This is a genomic window from Glaciimonas sp. GNP009, from assembly GCF_054343755.1.
The window spans coordinates 4,241,401-4,259,852 of record NZ_JBTGUV010000004.1; the positions used below are offsets into that span (position 1 = coordinate 4,241,401).

The 18,452-nt window shown below is 49.9% G+C and carries 15 protein-coding genes; 8 read left to right on the top strand and 7 right to left on the bottom strand.

Annotated features, from left to right (window positions below):
* Positions 1 to 13: 13 nt before the first annotated feature.
* A complete protein-coding gene (locus ACXX82_RS19625; RefSeq protein ID WP_322237610.1) occupies positions 14 to 781 on the top strand; it encodes an enoyl-CoA hydratase/isomerase family protein in 768 nt (255 codons plus the stop codon).
* Between the two features lie 209 nt (positions 782 to 990).
* Here the strand turns inward: ACXX82_RS19625 and ACXX82_RS19630 are convergent, their stop codons facing one another.
* Positions 991 to 1,464, bottom strand: a complete 474-nt coding sequence (locus tag ACXX82_RS19630; RefSeq protein WP_322237613.1) for a DUF3237 domain-containing protein — start codon at positions 1,462 to 1,464, stop codon at positions 991 to 993.
* A gap of 801 nt (positions 1,465 to 2,265) precedes the next feature.
* Here ACXX82_RS19630 and ACXX82_RS19635 point away from each other — a divergent pair.
* The 4 genes from ACXX82_RS19635 (at position 2,266) to ACXX82_RS19650 (ending at position 6,993) form a co-directional block, all read left to right on the top strand.
* A complete protein-coding gene (locus ACXX82_RS19635) occupies positions 2,266 to 3,915 on the top strand; it encodes a long-chain-fatty-acid--CoA ligase (RefSeq protein ID WP_458563534.1) in 1,650 nt (549 codons plus the stop codon).
* 93 nt (positions 3,916 to 4,008) lie between these two features.
* Positions 4,009 to 5,262, top strand: coding sequence for an ABC transporter substrate-binding protein (locus ACXX82_RS19640; protein ID WP_458563535.1), 1,254 nt, complete (start codon positions 4,009 to 4,011; stop codon positions 5,260 to 5,262).
* Between the two features lie 67 nt (positions 5,263 to 5,329).
* Entirely contained in the window at positions 5,330 to 6,229 is a 900-nt protein-coding gene (locus tag ACXX82_RS19645) for an SMP-30/gluconolactonase/LRE family protein (protein WP_323506798.1), read from the top strand.
* A complete protein-coding gene (locus ACXX82_RS19650) occupies positions 6,226 to 6,993 on the top strand; it encodes an SDR family NAD(P)-dependent oxidoreductase (RefSeq protein WP_458563536.1) in 768 nt (255 codons plus the stop codon). The genes ACXX82_RS19645 and ACXX82_RS19650 overlap by 4 nt, the downstream gene beginning before the upstream one ends.
* A 531-nt stretch (positions 6,994 to 7,524) precedes the next feature.
* On the opposite strand, the gene ACXX82_RS19655 is transcribed toward ACXX82_RS19650, so the two are convergent.
* Positions 7,525 to 8,592, bottom strand: a complete 1,068-nt coding sequence (locus ACXX82_RS19655; RefSeq protein ID WP_323506796.1) for a porin — start codon at positions 8,590 to 8,592, stop codon at positions 7,525 to 7,527.
* 493 nt (positions 8,593 to 9,085) lie between these two features.
* Here ACXX82_RS19655 and ACXX82_RS19660 point away from each other — a divergent pair, with 493 nt between their 5' ends.
* Both ACXX82_RS19660 and ACXX82_RS19665 read left to right on the top strand, forming a co-directional pair.
* Positions 9,086 to 9,853, top strand: coding sequence for an SDR family NAD(P)-dependent oxidoreductase (locus ACXX82_RS19660; protein ID WP_458563537.1), 768 nt, complete (start codon positions 9,086 to 9,088; stop codon positions 9,851 to 9,853).
* Positions 9,854 to 10,112: 259 nt separating this feature from the next.
* Entirely contained in the window at positions 10,113 to 10,997 is an 885-nt protein-coding gene (locus ACXX82_RS19665) for an IclR family transcriptional regulator (RefSeq protein WP_458563538.1), read from the top strand.
* A gap of 303 nt (positions 10,998 to 11,300) precedes the next feature.
* On the opposite strand, the gene ACXX82_RS19670 is transcribed toward ACXX82_RS19665, so the two are convergent.
* The 5 genes from ACXX82_RS19670 to ACXX82_RS19690 form a co-directional block, all read right to left on the bottom strand.
* Entirely contained in the window at positions 11,301 to 12,980 is a 1,680-nt protein-coding gene (locus ACXX82_RS19670; RefSeq protein ID WP_458563539.1) for a carboxylesterase/lipase family protein, read from the bottom strand.
* Positions 12,977 to 13,936: an amidohydrolase family protein gene (locus tag ACXX82_RS19675; protein WP_458563540.1), complete on the bottom strand. Its 960-nt coding sequence runs from the start codon at positions 13,934 to 13,936 to the stop codon at positions 12,977 to 12,979. Before ACXX82_RS19675 ends, ACXX82_RS19670 begins: the two co-directional genes overlap by 4 nt.
* Before the next feature lie 215 nt (positions 13,937 to 14,151).
* Positions 14,152 to 14,967 carry a cyclase family protein gene (locus ACXX82_RS19680; RefSeq protein ID WP_322237621.1) on the bottom strand — a complete coding sequence of 272 codons (816 nt, stop codon included), beginning with the start codon at positions 14,965 to 14,967 and terminating at the stop codon, positions 14,152 to 14,154.
* A 154-nt stretch (positions 14,968 to 15,121) separates the two neighbouring features.
* Positions 15,122 to 16,045, bottom strand: a complete 924-nt coding sequence (gene kce / locus ACXX82_RS19685) for a 3,5-dioxohexanoate:acetyl-CoA acetone transferase (protein WP_322237623.1) — start codon at positions 16,043 to 16,045, stop codon at positions 15,122 to 15,124.
* Positions 16,046 to 16,286: 241 nt separating this feature from the next.
* Complete coding sequence (locus ACXX82_RS19690; RefSeq protein ID WP_322237626.1) at positions 16,287 to 16,439, bottom strand: hypothetical protein; 153 nt, start codon at positions 16,437 to 16,439, stop codon at positions 16,287 to 16,289.
* 745 nt (positions 16,440 to 17,184) lie between these two features.
* Between ACXX82_RS19690 and ACXX82_RS19695 the strand changes: the two genes are divergently transcribed.
* Positions 17,185 to 18,336, top strand: coding sequence for an amidohydrolase family protein (locus tag ACXX82_RS19695; protein WP_323506790.1), 1,152 nt, complete (start codon positions 17,185 to 17,187; stop codon positions 18,334 to 18,336).
* Positions 18,337 to 18,452: the final 116 nt, after the last annotated feature.

The window sequence follows — 18,452 nt, forward strand, 5'->3', positions numbered from 1 at the left end:
CATGGAGAACACAATGACTTTTATTACAACCGAGATTGTCGATCACATTGCCGTTATTACGATGGATGCGCCACCGGTCAATGCGGTGTCCCCGGCATTCATGACAGAAATGATTACGGCCTTTGACATGATTAACGATTTGGACGATATCCGTGTTGTAGTGCTCACTGGAGCGGGCAAGATTTTTTCCGCCGGTGCAGATATTAAGGCGCGTGCCACACTTGTCGTACAACCAGGTGATCGTTGGACCAGTGCGCGTCTCGCACGCGAAATGAGTTATTCAATCCTTGAGTGCAAGAAACCTGTCATTGCTGCCGTGAATGGTCCCGCGTTAGGCGCTGGGTTAGGGATTGCGGCATCATGCGATATCTTGCTATGTTCAGAGAATGCGTGTTTCGGCTTGCCCGAGGTAGATGTTGGATTAATGGGTGGTGGAAAGCACGCCATGCGTTTGTTTGGTCACTCGTTGTCGCGCCGTATGATGTTCACCGGATATCGGGTACCCGCGGCGGAGCTTTACCGACTTGGTATTGTGGAAACCTGCGTGCCACTGGATCAGTTAATGCCCGCAGCGATGGACATGGCCCGAATCATCGCATCCAAGAGCCCGATTGCCAGCCGTACCGCAAAAAATTCGGCGGCGACGATCGAGAACATGACCTTGCGCGATGGCTATCGCTTTGAACAAAATATGACCGCAGAACTGGGTCGAAGCGAAGATGCAAAGGAAGCCATGCGCGCCTTCTCTGAAAAAAGAACACCTGTATTTGTCGGAAGATAAGTACCGTATTACACCTCGCTTCACGGCTAACTTATCAAGACAGATCGATCGTAAAAAAATAGCTGGATTCAGGTCGTTCCCGCACATGCTGAAGACTATTCTTTCATCAGTATATTACCGGAGATAGTCGTTTTTTTACGACGAAATTAAGAAGGTACCTGATCCTCTGCGATCAGGCGCCTGCTAATACCAGTTACGGTATTTCTACATCAGGTAATTTCAAATACCTCATACATTGGACCCGTGTCCGTTCGCGTACCGTTGGCGACCGCAATGACTTTATTTAGCCATGCATATTGCGGTGCTTCGGTTTCGAAGGTCAGACTAGTGCGAGCGTAGACATTTTCATACGGTTGAGTTTCTCTCTGAATGAAGCGTTGCATGTTTTCTGGAGATGCATGCGCCAACCCTCTATATCGCAGAAAAATCAGCGCATCATCACTCGTCTTCAATGTCGTCCGTACGTCGATTTCCATGACGCCATCGCTACGAAAACGCACCCAGTCGGCACCGTCCGGCAACACCTCGCCGCGTAATCTATCTCCCTCAAATCGGCCGCCATCAACTGGCGCAATGATACGACGACCAGTTGGTACGTTGCCGATAGAATAAATACGGTCATACGCCACCTCTAAATACATGGTGAACAAATGTCTGGATTGCAAAGTTTTAATCGATTGCATGGAAACCTCATAAAGATGATTGGGTATTACGGTTTTGTTACTACGGCTTGTTGACATGTAACGGTTAAAGATGGGGTGAGTGACCACTGAACTCATCCACCATCAAAGCTATTGCGGTTGCGGTTGCGGTTGCGGTTGCTGTTACAGGCGCAGCCACCTTTGACGTTGCAGTTGATTTTGAAGTGGCACTTGACCTACTCCGACATTGGCGCTGCCAAGTTTTTCGGCCGTTAGTCGGGAATTGTTGGAAGACATGTTTGAGCCGAAGGCGAGTTGGTCTTTCAACCCGACTGACGGCCGAAAAATTTGGGAACCCGAAGGGCAGCGTCTCTGCGGTCGCCTTCTTTTTGGTTACTCTTTTCTTGGCGAAGCAAGAAAAAGTAACTAGCTGTCGGGCTACCCCCGACCAGCACCCACGAAGCATTAACCGTGTCAAGTAACGAAGACCGTATTTGCCAACTGTCGGGCCACCTTAGACCAGCATCCAAGGAGCACCAACCGCCTCAGCAACCAACCAACCAACCAACCAATCAACCAATATCAACATTCAATTGTAATAGACAAAAAATACCATTAAAAAATACCTGACACCTACACTGTGATCCCAATTACGGATGTGATATTCATCAGAAATTGACAGGTTAGATTGCCCAATTCCCATTCAAATGGAAAAATGAAATAAGACTGTACCAACACCATCGTTGCCGCCGTCCAGCATAACCGTATTCGTGAATGCCACGCATTGAACCAATCATCAAAAGTATAAAAAACGACGACCAACAATTTCAACCGGAGTCCCCTATGCACGGGCTAATGCAACAGCAAGAACTCTTAATCTCCTCCCTGATTGAACACGCAGTAGCATTTCACGGCGATACAGAGATTGTCTCCAATATGCCCGAAGGAGGGCAGCACCGTACCAATTGGCGCGGCATTCATGGACGCTCAAAGCAACTTGCCAATTGTTTGAAAGCGTTGGGCGTCGGGCACTGCGCACGTGTAGGAACCCTCGCATGCAATACCCACCGCCACCTGGAATTATATTTCGGTGTATCCGGTATTGGCGCGGTTCTACATACGGTTAATCCCAGATTATTCCAGGAGCAGATCGAATATATCGTCAATCATGCTGAGGATGAATATCTGTTTTTTGATATTTCATTTGCCGCACTCGTTGAAAAAATTGCACCCCAATGCCCCACTGTGCGTGGCTTTATTGCGATGACTGATCGCCAAAACATGCCCGATATCGACGTCAAGAATCTACTGTGTTACGAAGACTTGCTGGCGGCGCAGATTGATCGCTACGATTGGCCGCAATTCGATGAAAATACCGCATCCTCACTTTGCTACACATCAGGAACCACCGGTCGCCCGAAGGGTGTTTTGTATAGTCATCGTTCGACAGTTTTACACTCGTTTATCGTCTGCGCAAAAGATGGTCTGGGCCTCTCCGCAAGTGATGCCGTTTTGTTGATAGTGCCCTTATTCCATGTCAATGCATGGGGAGTTCCCTACGCAGCAGCCATGTGTGGTGCAAAACTGGTATTGCCAGGACCAACGCTTGATGGGGCTAGCATCTACGGCTTATTACGTGATGAAAAATGTAATTTCTCACTAGGCGTGCCCACGGTCTGGCCTAGTTTCCTTGATTATGTTGAAAGCCAGCGAGCAGCGCTAGACCTTGAAGAGATTAGGCTTGCACGCGTAGTGATCGGCGGTTCGGCCGCACCACGCGCCATTATCGAAAAATTCGACACGCTATTTGGTGCTTTCCTCATACAAGCATGGGGCATGACCGAAACGAGTCCACTTGCATCGATTGGCAATTTGCTAGCGAAGCATCGCGATTTGTCACTAGAAAAGCGCTACGACTTGCAGTATAAACAGGGCCGGGCAATCTATGGCGTGGGTATCAAGATCGTCGATGAAAAGGGCGATTCTCTGCCACATGATGGCAAGGCGTTTGGTGAGCTGAAAGTCCGTGGCCCGTGGGTCATTGCCAATTACTACAAGTCGGAAGAAACAACCCAACTCGATGCAGATGGGTGGCTAACAACCGGTGACGTCGCGACGATTGATGGCGATGGCTATATCCAGATTACCGATCGATCAAAGGATGTCATTAAGTCAGGCGGGGAGTGGATTTCTTCGATTGACCTTGAAAATGCGGCGTTGAGTCACCCTGCAGTTCAGGAAGCCGCTGTGATCGGTGTTAGTCATAGCAAATGGCAGGAGCGACCGCTTCTCATCGTTATTAGAAAGCCAAACATGGCGCTAGCCTCTTCGGAAATGCTGTCATTTCTTTCCGACAAAGTGGCGAAATGGTGGTTGCCCGACGAGGTCGTATTCGTAGAGACATTACCCCATACTGCGACTGGAAAACTATTAAAGACGGCGTTGCGCGCGCAGTTCCGCGATCATCGTTTGGCGAGTGACCCGGCAGGATGATGTTTGATTGCGGCAATCTTGCCGTAGTTCCGAAAATTGGATAACAAGTGGTAGGCCGAAGCAGTTTATAAAAGTAATCATAGAGGAGACAAAATGAAAAAAACGAGTAAACATCCGCGACACTATTTGTCAGGATTGGGCCGGACAGTTTTTTTTGCTCTGCTGGTCGGAGGTATATCGGCTAATGCGTTAGCGCAAATATCCGATAATGTTGTACGCATCGGCGTATTGAATGACCAATCTGGTCCTTATGCTGGCGAATTAGGCCCCGGAGCGGTCGTTGCCGCCAAAATGGCGATTGAGGATTTTGGTGGAAAAGTCGCCGGAAAACCGATTGAACTGGTCGTAGGAAATGATCAGAACAAGCCCGATGTCGGTTTAAACATTGCCCGCAAATGGATTGAGTCCGACGGTGTCGATGCCATTATCGGCGGCTCGGCATCCTCTGTTGCATTAGCGGTTCAGGATTTTTTGCGCGAGAAGAAAAAGCCACTTCTCATAGCGGGCAGCGGTTCTGCTGATTTAACCGGCAAAGCATGTTCGCCGACCAGCATTCAATTCGTCTACGATAGTTATTCTTTCCCGAAAGCAGTCGTAGGATCATTGTCGAAACAGGGCGTGAAGACCTGGTTTTTCATCACAGTCGATTACTCGTTCGGAAAAACAATGCAGGCCGAAGCAACGCATTTTATTGAACAGAGCGGCGGCAAAGTGATTGGCTCCGTGAGGCATCCGCTTGGTACCAGTGATTTTTCGTCCTACATTTTGCAAGCACAAGCGAGCGGGGCGCAGGCCATTGCATTCGTGAATGCAGGTGCAGATTTTGTGAATGGCATCAAACAAGCAAGGGAATACGGTTTGAATAAAAACGGTCGCATCTTGACCTCGTTCGGCGTCACAACCAATATGGTGTTGGGAGTCGGGCTGGCTTCAGCGCAAGGTATGCAATTTGCTGATCCGTTTTATTGGGACGCGACCGCTGAGGGGCGCACCTGGTCAAAGCGATTCATGGAGCGCTTTAACGGTCAGGCACCGACCTTTCAACAAGCGGGGACTTATAGCGCCGTTTTGCATTATTTAAAAGCGGTAGAAGCCAGTAAGAGTGATGATGGACGGACCGTCGTGGCGAAAATGAAATTGACACCCATTAATGATTTTGCGATGAAAAATGTCCATATTCGCGAGGATGGCCAAACCATGCGCCCGATGTACCTGGTCCAGGTTAAAACGCCTGCCGAGTCAACATCCAAGTACGACCTTTACACGATAAAAGGCATTATTCCGCCAGAACAAGTCTGGCGCCCTTTAAGTGAAGGGGAGTGTCCGTTTGTTGGGAAAAAATCATAAGCGCATCGCTGGCCTTCTTGAAGGTCAGCGGCACACCATGCAATTAACTTAAAAAAGTGAGGTTGACGTGAACATAACACCTTTGATTGGCAGGAAAGATTTGCTCGGCGAATGCCCGATTTGGGATGCGCAAAAGCAGTCGTTATATTGGGTCGATGCGGTTGGACGGTTGGTACATCGCTATGAACCATCAAGTGGAAATCGTGACAGCTGGTCAGTACCATCTGTCATAGGATCCATTGCTTTAGCGCAGGATGGATGCATTATTCTGGCGCTCGAAGATGGATTTTATAGGCTCGATACGGGCTCGGACGCAATAGAACTGATCGCATCGCTGCAGCATCCAGCGGAAAAAATGCGGTTAAACGACGGCCGCACTGATCGGCAAGGACGTTTTTTGTCCGGTTCGATGGTGGTTGGCAGGCATGACAGGGAAGGCGCGCTCTATCGCCTGAATCTTGACGGTAGTGTTGAAATCCTCGATAACGGTATTGCAATATCGAATTCGATTTGCTTCAGCCCGAAAGGTGACCGCTTGTACTATTCCGACAGCCTGGCACATACCATCTACACCCGCACCTACGATACGGTCAGTGGAGAAGTTGGGCCACGTGAAGATTTTGTTCATACTCTCGCACTCGGTTCCGCTCCGGATGGTGCAACAGTCGACGCTGAAGGCTACTTGTGGGTTGCGTTGGTACAAAGTGGAAAGCTTGCACGTTTTAGTCCCGATGGGGCGCTGGAGCGACAAATTATGTTTCCAACCACTTTTGTGTCATGTCCCTGTTTCGGAGGGGCTGACCTTGACATTCTCTATGTCACGACCATCAGCAATTCGGGCAACCTGCTGGTGGCAACGGATGAGGGCGCAGGGTATGTGTACGAAATTACTGGACTTGGCATATCCGGTATCGAGGAAGTACGCTTTGGCGGGGCGAGAAAAAATCTTGAAATGGAACGAGTATGACAACGAACACAACAAGGCGGCTCGAAGGAAAAGTAATGCTGGTCACCGGCGGTGGACGTGGAATCGGACGTGCGATCAGTAACGCTTTTGCCAGAGAAGGCGCGCATGTCGGCATATTGGACATAAAGGGTGAGATTGCAGAAGAGGCCGCGCAGGCGATTCGCGCTGAAGGCGGTAGTAGTGTCGGATTTACCGGCGATGTTTCGCAGCGGGATAGTTTCATTAGAACGATTGACGCTTTACAAAAGCAATTTGGGCGCTTTGATGGTCTTGTCAATAACGCGATTTGGGTACGTTACGGCGCCATTAGTTCCATCACTCCCGAGATGCTGGATCGTATGGTCGGTAGTGGTTTCAATTCAGTCATTTGGGGAATGCAGGCGGCAGGCGCGGCGATGGAAGGGTGTGGTGGTTCCATCATTAATATTGCATCGGTCGCGGGTTATCTCGGCATGTCTAACGCGGCAGCCTATTGCGGTATTAAAGCTGGTGTAATGGGGTTGACGCGTGCCGCAGCCACGGATTTTGGTCCGTCGGGCATTCGGGTCAATGCTATTGCACCTGGCGCTATTCCAACCGATGGCGCGATGATCAATGTCGATGAGCAGAAAATGCAGCAACGCATCAGCAAGACACCATTACGACGCTTGGGAACGGTAGACGATATTGCTTCTGCCGCATGTTTTCTGGCCTCGGATGAGAGTAGTTTCATAACAGGTGAAATATTGACCGTGGATGGTGGTATCGCTCGCGCATTTCTATGATCTGTTGACCGGCACGACTGATTGCCGCATTGACCTGTTTTGAACGGATGAGGCTTGAACACAAAATGGTCATACGTCATTCGCTTAAAATATTCACCGAACCAGCTAAAGAAAACGGTACCTGACTTGCGGAGAATTCTGGCCTGCGGATCCGGAATTTTTCGAAGTAAAAAATGTGAATCGGAATACATTATCACCGCACTGTAAAGCCTGTATTAAAGCACGCTTTTGTGGAGTGAAAACGGCTGGTGACGATGTAAAAAAAGTGGAGCATGCCTTCCCTATAAGGTAAATAGTCTCATCCTCTCACATGCGCTCCGATGTACTTAGCACGTGGACTACCTCGCTGCTTTGCTGGTACCCGCTCGACTAAAATTTGTGCAATGTAAAAATGGTGCAACATATCGGCATGGCTGATGATCGATTGGCTATCGCTTGGTTATCGATTGATCGTCGATTGATCGTCGATATCGCACCTTTATCGCATGTCTTTGGTTGCGGCATATGCGTATGCCGCAACCAACATTCACATTAGAACAAATGCTTTATGCCCAATGCAACCGCGCCTGACTGCGCATTGACTGCGCTCGCGGGTGCACCGGAAATCGCACTGATGGGTACCTTGCCGTTATGATTTCTGGTGATGAGCGTATAGAGAGAAGTGCGTTTCGATAGTGCGTAATCTGCATTCAATACCAGCTGTTTGCTAGTCGTATTAGTGATGTTTTCTTTGAGATTAAAGAATTGTGCCGCTACGCTAAGTTGGGTAGTGATCAAATAATTTCCCCCTACACTCCACATCTTTGAATCGCGCCAGGGAAGCCCGCTCGACAGGACCGGCGGATTGGAATTATTCACGTTTGTGAATGTTCCCGTGACCTTGAATTTCCCCGTTTTGTAGGATGCACTGAGTACGCTCCAATCAACATGATGACCCAGACGGTCATTGTCTCTCTGCATGCCTGCAACAGTCTTGAAGCCGCCGTTTAAATAGGTCACCGTACCGCCAAAATTGGTACCAGCTTTGTTGTCCCCAGAGACCTCACCGAATGCATAATTGGTCTGAAGCGAAAAGCCGCCGTATTCTAAACTTTCAAACTTGGCCTGATTACTATTCCAATAATCATTGGCGAGCCCTTGGGGCAACGTTGCCGTCACCATGCCAGTATTTGCACCATCAATGATCGCAACGCCATTGAGTAGCGCGACAGCGCCAGAGGTCAGGTGACGGCCAAAGGTTACTTTGCCGAAGTTGCCTTTCAAACCGACGTAGTTAGACAAGTTATAGAGGGATGCGACGCCAGGGTTGGTTCCTGTGAAAGCAGTGCCGCCACCGACGCCGGTATCGAGTGCAAGCTGACTCTCTAGAACGAATATTGCCGATAGTCCGTCGCCAAGGTCTTCGGTTCCCCTAAAACCAATAAATGACGTGGTCGCTGAACTTGACGTCATTTGTGTGACGTGTGAATTGGTTGCAGCACCGGTTGAAATCGCCGCAACGTTGACATCTAATATGCCGTAAATAGTCACGGATGATTGCGCTTTGGCTGGATTGCAAAAAATGCTTAATACCGCCAATGAAACAAGTGTCTTTCTCATGCTAATGTCTCCTCCATTCATATTTTTTTATGCTTGTAATGAAATGCAGTTTCAGATGTCTTTGAACTGGCGCTCTTTCTTGAGAGCAGGCTAAATAATGTTGCGGCTGATTGTTCCCATCAAGCCAAATAGCAGTTGGCGTCGCGATATCACGTACGTAATTTTCAGATGTCTTTTTTTGCGCGTGCCAGACGTTTAGGAGGGAATAATGTAGTTGTTCTTATGATCCGTATCAGGTTCTCGGTGCGAATGACAGGGCAGGATCAGGGAATCGGCAGGCAAACACTGGTCCATGATTGGGGTATTTTGTAGACGCAATTCCGGTAACAACATGTGTCTTGACAGTCTCTTTGTCAGGGGGTATCTTCTTCATTACCTGCCGACAGGTTAGTAAAAATGAAGCATATAAATTTTCGCTAAGTATTGGCATAGAAGAAACAAAAAAAATCAAAAATCAAAAAAATCAACTAATAAAAAAACGGAGATAGCCGGAGTGGAATCTAAGAATGCAGGATTACTTGACGGGAAATTAGTGCTCATTACCGGTGCCGGACAGGGTATTGGTCGGGAGATCGCCTACGAGATGGCCCAAGTAGGCGCTAAGGTTATTCTCACGGATATTGGTACGGCTGGATGCAAAGCCACTGCGGAACAAATCTCCGCGGACGGTGGTTCTGCATGGCACTTCGAACTGGATGTTACCGACGTCGAGGCCTGTGGCGAATTGGCAGAAAAAGTGTTGCGCGAGATTGGCAACATCGATTGCCTGATCAACAACGCAGGTATTCTCATCCGTGAAGGGATCGATAGTCCCAATGCGCATCAAAATTTGCGGCGTGTGCTGGATGTTAATTTGATCGGTCCCTTCAATATGATCCACGCCTGGTTGCCTGCGCTGCGCGCTACGCGGGGAAATATCATTAATATTGCTTCTGGCGCGGCATTTGTCGGCATACCGGGTACGCTCGGCTATTCTCCTTCCAAGGGTGGTCTTAAGATGCTCAACCAGTCGATGGCGAACGATCTTGCGGCAGATGGGATAAGGGTCAATGCGATTGCGCCCGGCGTCATCGAAACGCCGATGACGGAAGTTACCCGTTCCAGCAAAGAAAATCTAGAAAACTTTATGCGACGTATACCGATGCGACGACTAGGCCAGCCGCGTGAGTTGGCGGGGCCAATTATATTTTTAGCATCTGAATTGGCGACTTACGTGACCGGCGTCACGCTCCCTGTAGATGGTGGTTTTCTGGCGGCTTAGTTGAAATGATGGTGTTCGGAGCGGCCGACAGGACGGGATCAAATGCGACGATTCCAGCACTACAAGAACGGACTTGAATTGGATTTAATGGTGGACTTGATATTGGGTCTGATATCGGGCTTGTTGCAGGGCATAATGGTCAATCTAAACGATCGTTAGAATCGTGTTGTTCAGACCGCATAGTGCATATATAAAGAACCCGCGTGGCGTAGCGTGCCGAAAAGGTTCATATAGCATTCATACATGAATGGAGACAAATATGGCAGTCACAGCGGCCGTTAAATCGGCAATTAGAGTTATCGAGATTTTCGAATTTTTTGAGAGTTCGCGTGAACCGCGCTCTCTGAAGGAGATCATCAGTCACCTGCAGTATCCTCAGTCAAGTTCCACCGTATTGCTAAAAAATCTCGTGAGCCTTGGTTATCTTAGCTACGATTGCCAGCTTCGGAAATATTTCCCGACACCGCGTCTGGGACGATTGGGAGATTGGGTCTCGGAATCGCTTTTTGGGGAAGGACGAATTTTGAGCGTCATGAATGAAATACACAGATTGACCGGTGAATTGGTTGGTGTTGGTATTCAGAACGACGTTAATCTGCAATACCTCAAAATCATCCAGCCAAAGCACAGTCTTCCCTATTTCGTCCCGGAAGGAAACATGCGGTTGCTGACGCAATCAGCTGGTGGCTGGATGTTGCTGGCGGCACAACCGCTCCGCAAGGTCGATTACACCGTACGCCGTGCCAACCTCACCGCCGAGCATCCGGAGGAGCGGGTGCAGGTCGATCAATTCATGGAGCGGATTGCAGAGGTCAAGCGTAACGGCTATGCGTATTCTGAGAATGTTCCTTTCGCTGATTCCGCGACGCTATGCGTTCCACTGCCGATTACGTTGAAGGGACAGTCAGCTACACTCGGTATCGGTGGATTAACCGATCAAATACGACCACGCAAGAAAGAATTGGCAGAGTTGTTGTTGCGGGCGATGCAATTGTTAATTACAGATCGTCCCATCGAGGAACTAGGTAAAGAAGTGGCGATGCCTAACTCAACGCCAAACTGGCGCTCGGATTGTATTTCGCCGGTACGTCGAAATTGGTTTGATTCCTTGGGGCAGATTGAAGAGGATGTTGCCCATCACTGAACTACTGCAATTGAACTACTGCAATCGAACTACAACAACTGAATGGAACGGACGAATTCGGAGGCTGAGCTGTTGATTTATGCAGCGATAGGAGTCTCGCCAAAGATTTTTTTGTATGCACTTTGAGTGCTTTACGTGCAGCGGTTGCTTAACAATATGCGCAAGTTTGCTGTTGAGATTTGACAAGCGAATAGGGCGCAGCCGTGACGGTTGGCGGTCGTTTGATCGCACCTTGGGCGCGATCAAACGAATTGGCGGACCTTCCGTCCGCGTCTTCGTTAAAACCAGTGGTGAGTACCTGATTTATTTACGTAGTTTTAGCTTCTCGCGAAGATTTTTAACAAGAAGATCTTCGAGCGCCGGCACGTTTTCTGCCCCGTGGCGAACGAAGAGGTTCCATTCCGCCGTCAGCAACCGTTCCTTCGTGTGGACCTGTGTTCCGAACCAAAGCACCGTTTGGGTATCTTCGTCGAAACGTTTCCACGTCAAGCCAGGCTCGCCGTTTCGGATAAATGCTGCATAGAGTTTGCCCATGTCATCTGAAACACGCTTAAGTTCTTCTCTGTCGGTACCGTCGAAGCCAGGCCATTGCTGTAAGTCTTTTTCGGTAAGGTTGCGCCACAGGAATGGCATATCGCCGGTGTGCACCGCACGCAGATCCCCATCCCACCCCGGGAGATCGTAAGCGAATTCAAATACATGAATTGGAACGCCTTGCGATGCGAAATTTTTCGCAATCGCCAACGATGAGAACTTGAAGAACTCGAAAGACATGATGTCAGAAAGCACGTGCCCTGGCCTTTTATGATCCGGATAAAGCTGCGAATATCCATCAAATAATTCCTTCGCTCGGGCATCACCAAAAATTTGCGCGAGGACCGCGATCGCCTGCGTCTCGGTTCCATTTTTGATTGTTTCGGAATGGCCACGGAAGAACTGCCACTCGTCTTTTGCGAAGCCAATCATCAAGGCTTGCTGCGACTCTCCGAGGTTGCGCTGGGATAGGTATTGAGCTGGCGCTTCCGGGATCCAGTTTCCATCAATGACCCCTCCCAACGGACGCCAGGCGACATTATCGTCCGGATCACAAAATCGCGTAAGAACGTTTTGAGCGGCGAGGAATTTAGTTGGATCAAGGTCGTTCAGATCTGAAAGATTCTTGATGCCCAGTAATTCGATATATTTCTCCGCTACAACGACGGCTTCTTCTTTTTGCTGTGTACACCATACGTTGAATGGCGACAGCGACTGCAAAATCGCCCGTTTGAAGTAGCGCCGCGAGTCAGGATTCGTCATCAAATGCGAAACCGCTGTCGCGCCCGCTGACTCACCACCAATAGTAATGTTGTCCTTGTCACCGCCGAAAGATTCAATATTATCGTAGACCCACTTTAGCGAGGCGATCTGATCTTGAATGCCCAAATTAATCGCTTCTGGAAATTCATCGCTGATCAGGCCAAAGTGAACCCACCCCAACGCGCCCATTCGATAATTTGGCCGCACAATAATGATGTCTTCTTGTTTCGCGAGGTTTTCGCCACGTTCGACCTCGAAAGATCCTGAGCTTACCGCGTTTGCACCACCATGATAGTAAACATACACGGGAAGTTTTGAATTCGGCTTTGCTTCTGGCACCCACATGTCGAGATAGAGACAATCTTCGCCGACGTTCTCCTGATTATACGTTTTACCAACATATCCAGGCCACGCCGGAATGCCGGGCACTCCCGGGTCAATTGTCTTGACCTCATCGAATATTTGTTCCGCATTAGCCAAGTTCATCTGGTAGGACGCAAGACCTGCAACTTTTGCCTGGCGCACTCCCTCCCACGGCGCTAGCGGCCGCGGTGATTTGAAGCGGAGTTCACCAACAGGTGGACGTGCAAAAGCTACTCCACGAAAAACCCGAATACCATCTTCGGCACTACCTTCAAGCGCTCCCAATGGGGTCGTGACTATATTTGGATTAGTTAATTTACTCATAATTTTACCTTTTCAAGTCGTGCCGCGGCTGCAGGAAACAGACGCAAGGCGTTGTGGCCGATTTCTTCGATTTGGTCACGCGTAAGTCCGCAGAAACGTAATAGTGCGTCAATGTTAGCCGCCAAAGTCGCTTCCGTGGAGCAAGGCACGCCGCAGTCCGAACCGTAAACAATGTGATCGCATGTGGTCATGGCCAACGCCGGTGCGAGCGTGTGAACTGTGCCCGTGGCAGCAGTGTCGAGATAGAGCTGACTGAGGTGTTCCCGCATTTCTGCTTGAGTGATCTGGTTTGGATTCGGTACCCAAGCCTCTGTGCCGAGAGCGATCAGCCTGCCGGAGAGTGCGGGCAGGGCTCCTCCGCAGTGGGCGATGACGAGTTTCATTTTGGGAAATTTACGAAACGTGCCAGCGTACAACATGTCAACGATGGTGCGGGCTGTTTCGAACGCGACTTCTAGAAGCGGGCTCGGGCGACCTAATGACGCGGGAGCATAGGCATTCGGGTGGACGAACACGACCGCGCGCAGGCGATCCAGTTCGGCCCAGACCGGCTCAAGGCTGGGATCTCCAAGATAGACGCCGTTGTACTGGCAGGTTACCGCGAAGCCGTCCGCGTGCAAATCGTTTGTTGCACGTTCAATCTCGGCGAGGGCGGCGCTGGGGTTGTCGGTTGGCAGCGCTGCAAGGAGGCCGAACCTTGATGGATACTGCGACACGAGTGAAGCGCCGTAGTCGTTGGAGGCAACGAGGGCGTCCAAGGTCTTCGGAATGTTGCTGAGCATCTGCATCGCCATACCCGCGCGGTCCATGTATTCCAGCGTACCTTCGGGGCTCCACTGGTAAGGCTCGGGGGCAAGGAAACATTCCGCTCGCATAGCCTTCCAGCGCGTCTGTCGCTCCTCATCAGTGATAGGCGGAGTGAAATGTGCGTGTACATCAATCCAGTTAGAAACCATGATCGTAATCTTTCAATTAGTGGGCTCGGTGTTTAACCAGGCCGAGTTATGTTGTGCCCGTGTTCTCTGCGGCGATATAGGACATTTTTGCCAGACTCCAAAAATGGTGGCAATTGAAGTCCGGGACGTCCGTGGATCCGAGCAAAATTTTGCCTACGCCAGAGCGCTGAGCGCATAAAGTACGAGGATAAAAAGCAGAATACTCTGTGAAAATTTTATACCGATTGCGGCATTTGATCTCCTTCCGTTAAAGGCTTTTCATCAAGAATTGCCACGGCACGGGTCCATCCTGCAGAGGCGCCTCTTATCTTTACGGGAAAGCAGGACACGGTAAAACCCTTTGAGGGAAGGCTCTCAAGGTTGTGCAATTTCTCAAGGTGGCAATAACCTATTTCGCGCCCCGCTTTATGCCCCTCCCAGATCAGACTTGCATCTTGCGTTTCCGCATACTTGGTTTGCGTATGAACGAACGGGGCGTCCCAACTCCACGCGTCCGTTCCTGTCAGACGCACTCCACGCTCGAGCAAATAAAGTGTTGCCTCGCGCCCCATGCCACATCCGGCTGAGGTGTAATCCGGGTCGCCATAGGCTAAGCCAGCGCGGGTATTCACGAGAACGATATCGAGCGGTTGCAGGGTATGAGCGATGCGGCTCAATTCTGCCTCGACGTCTCTTGCGGTGACCAGATATCCATCAGGAAAGTGCCTGAAATCAAGTTTGATTCCTGATTGCAAGCACCAGTCGAGCTGGACCTCGTCAATCGTAATCGCTCGCTCGCCGCGATTCATTGTCGAATGAAAGTGATACGGTGCATCAAGGTGGGTACCGTTATGCGTCATCAGATTTATCCATTCAATAGCCCAACCTTCCTCCTGAGGAAGATCCTCTGGTTTTAGACCAGGAAAGAATTTAGCGATATCTTTAGCCGTGCCTTTGTGGGTCAAATACTCGATATGGGGACCGTAGCCCGGTGGATCCGATATAACATCGTTTTCCAAAAATACAGAAATATCAATCAGTTTGCGCGTCATAGTGGTCCAATTACTAAAGTGTTTTTCAAATGAAGCGGGATGTTCAATAGTGCGCAATGACCATCTCGCGGACGACGACCGGAATATCTGGCGTGGCCATCGGTAGTCGCTTCATATCTTGTCGCCTGTCCTCTGGCTCTATCGTTTTTGCTGGCTAAAATGCGACGTTCTCACTTCCCTTCAACTGCAGCATTTCCCGCGCCTCGTCGGGTGTCGCGATCTCATAGGACAACTCTTCGAGAATTCGGCGGATTTTAAGTACCTGTTCGGCATTGGATACCGCGAGTTTTCCGCGACCGAGGAAAAGACTGTCCTCAAGGCCGACCCGCACGTTGCCGCCCATGATCGCGCCATAGGTGAGCAAAGACATTTGGCTGCGTCCTGCGCCTAGGACTGACCAGTGATAGTCACGGCCAAACAAGCGATTCGCCGTTTGGCGCATAAAAGCGACGTTCTCCGGATCAGCACCAATACCACCCATGATGCCGAAAACGGTTTGAATTAAAAACGGTGCTTTGATCAGGCCTGCGTCGACAAAATAGGCGAGATTGTAGAGATGCGATACGTCATAGCACTCGAACTCAAATCTCGTGGCACACCCTTCGCCTACCTCGAGCAAGATCCGGCGGATGTCCTTAAAGGTATTGCGAAAAATGCCCTCTTCCGAAGCTTCGACATAAGGCTTTTCCCAATCGTGTTTCCAATCAAATTTATTCGCAAGCGGGTGAAATGAGAAATTCATTGTGCCCATGTTCAACGAAGCCATTTCCGGCTTCAACCGCAACGCGGCTGCTATACGTTCGTCAACCGTCATCTTCGTACTGCCACCAGTCGTGATATTGATGATCGCATTTGTGGCCTGCTTTATTTCAGGTAGAAACTGCAGGAAGACTTCGGGATCTGCAGTTGGCCGACCGTCGTTTGGATCCCTGGCATGCAAGTGCAGAATAGCTGCACCGGCTTCGGCAGCCGCGATAGCCTGCTCGGCAATATCTTTCGGCTTGTAGGGCAGATACCGGGACATTGACGGTGTGTGGACCGAACCAGTTACCGCACACGTGATTATCACTTTTTTCATTGTTATGACCTATCTCGAATATTCAAAACATATAATGGTGGAAATGCCGCTTCCTTACTTCACTGATGCGTATTTGTGGCACGCTAGAGAAATTGCAAAATTAGATAGATTTCTTTATTAACACCCTTGCATAGCGTGTATACCTGCGTAGACAAAGGCAATTAAGTTTCGGCCCCATTGCCCGCGCCGGGTCCGCAGGCAACTTTCGTTAATCTCTCGACGCGCTTGTCTGTAATGTCCATTAAGAGCGCACCCAAGCCTGATCATCGGCCATGTACAGCGATAACTCGTCCCGTTCCGGGAATAGCACTTGCGGTGTTGCGATAAAATCCTTGGCAATAATGTCGTTGTAGCGTTGCATTGGACACACTGCAATTTCTGCGTGTTTCCGCATATCCTAGCCACTAAAATAAACATTCTCCGTCCCGATGTGATCGGATTTACACTAGATGTCTCACCGGGCAGGCACGATTTTTTCGAGCATATCCGGGACACTTATTTAGTCCTTTGCCTCTATTAGAAGATTCAGAAGCGCGTCGATATTGGGCTTTCGATGCGCCAAAGTTGTCTCGAATAAACCGTCCTTTTTGGCGAAAGAATGGCCGGCCAATCTGGATTGAACCCCGCTGTCATTCGCAATATCAAGGATAGAAACGCCATCGTAACTTCGCATCGCGAACAATTTCTCCATGCTTAGCCAGATGGTCTTTTTTCGATCCTGCTTGAAAAATTTCGACACCAGAGCTTGATTGATACTGACTTTCTTCATTGCTGCAACCCAAATACTACACAACTGTGTAAGTTACGCCATACAAATTGAACCGTCAAGTTCATTTTTTTTCTTTTCTCTAAAATGAAATACTTTCAATTCTCAGAACACTTGTCCCGCTTTGCCTCCGAAATACAAAAACTTGACTCAATCAAAATCCATTTTTATTATACATATGTGTAATATACACTTGTGTAACACTCATTGCTACGTTAGGATTACCCATGTCTTTGGCAATCACGCAAATAGAACAGGCCCTAAACGATTGTGGATTTATCAAGTCTCTCGAGTTCCCCGCGGGCGAAGGCGAGATTTTGCAATGGGCAGCTCTAAAAAACGTGCTGCCCCTGGTATAAAAGGAGAGTCTGGAATGCATCAAATGCGTACCTGCGCCTGCATGGTGGCGTCTCATTCACATGCCGGGCATCAAGCATCGTCCGGCACGCCTGCGCGCGCGCAGCCGGGACGGCATCAACATTCAGCCCCCGAAACCATCCTTGCTGCTGGTCGCGGCAAGTCCCCTACGATCGACGTGCATTGCCACGTGATGGTGCCACAGGTGGAACTCATACTGGATATCGAAGCGCCGGTCGAGAAGCAGGCGGCAGCCATGGCATTGCTGGAGGGCCAGGGAAGGCCATCTACGGAATACAACCAACGCATGTTCCGCGAACTGGAGCCGAAGATGACGTTGCCGGAAGTGCGCTTAAAAGATATGGACAGCATGGGTGTCGATGTGCAGATATTGAGTCCTTCACCAACCCAGTACTACTACTGGGCGGCTCCATCGCTGGCAGAAAAGATCGTTCGCATGCAAAACGAGACGGTGGCGAATCTCTGCCGACTTCATCCGGAACGATTTGCCGGACTCGGTACCGTGTCCTTGCAACATCCAGAGCTTGCGGTAGCGCAGCTCGAATACGCGATGCGCGTGCTCGGCTTGAAAGGTGTCGAGATCTCCACCCAGGTCAATGGCCTCGAATTGTCCGATCCGGCGTTCGAATGCTTTTGGGCCGCAGCGGAACGCCTCGGAGCGGTGGTGTTCCTCCATCCGCTGGGTTGTTCGTTAGGGCAGCGTATTGGACACTTTTACCTATCCAATATGATCGGACAACCGGTTGAAACAGCAACCGCCCTGGCTTTGCTGATGTTCAGCGGCGTGATGGACCGATATCCTGACCTGAAGCTACTCGCGGCGCACGGCGGCGGATTTTTGCCTTTTTACGCTGGGCGCTTCGACCACGGTTACAAGGTACGGCCCGAAGCGCAGGGCATGAAATATTCGCCTTCCGACTATCTCAGACGCATTCATTATGACTCGCTCGTTTATGAACCTGCAGCATTACGTTATCTGATCGATAAGGTTGGACTGGAACGCATAGTCATCGGCACCGACTACCCCTTCGATATGGGTCATTACGACGTAAGTCCCTATGTGATGGCTGTTCCCGGCCTGGACGAAGCAGAACAAAAGGCGATTCTGGGAGGTAACGCCGCGAGATTGTTTGGTCTGCTGGCCTAAGCGGTATGAGCGGCGCCTGGTCGCATGGATGCCATGCGAGTCAGGTAGCGCCCCAACTGAAGGAACATCCTTGATAGTCAATAATCGTAGACGATCCTGGCATATGTGCTGACATC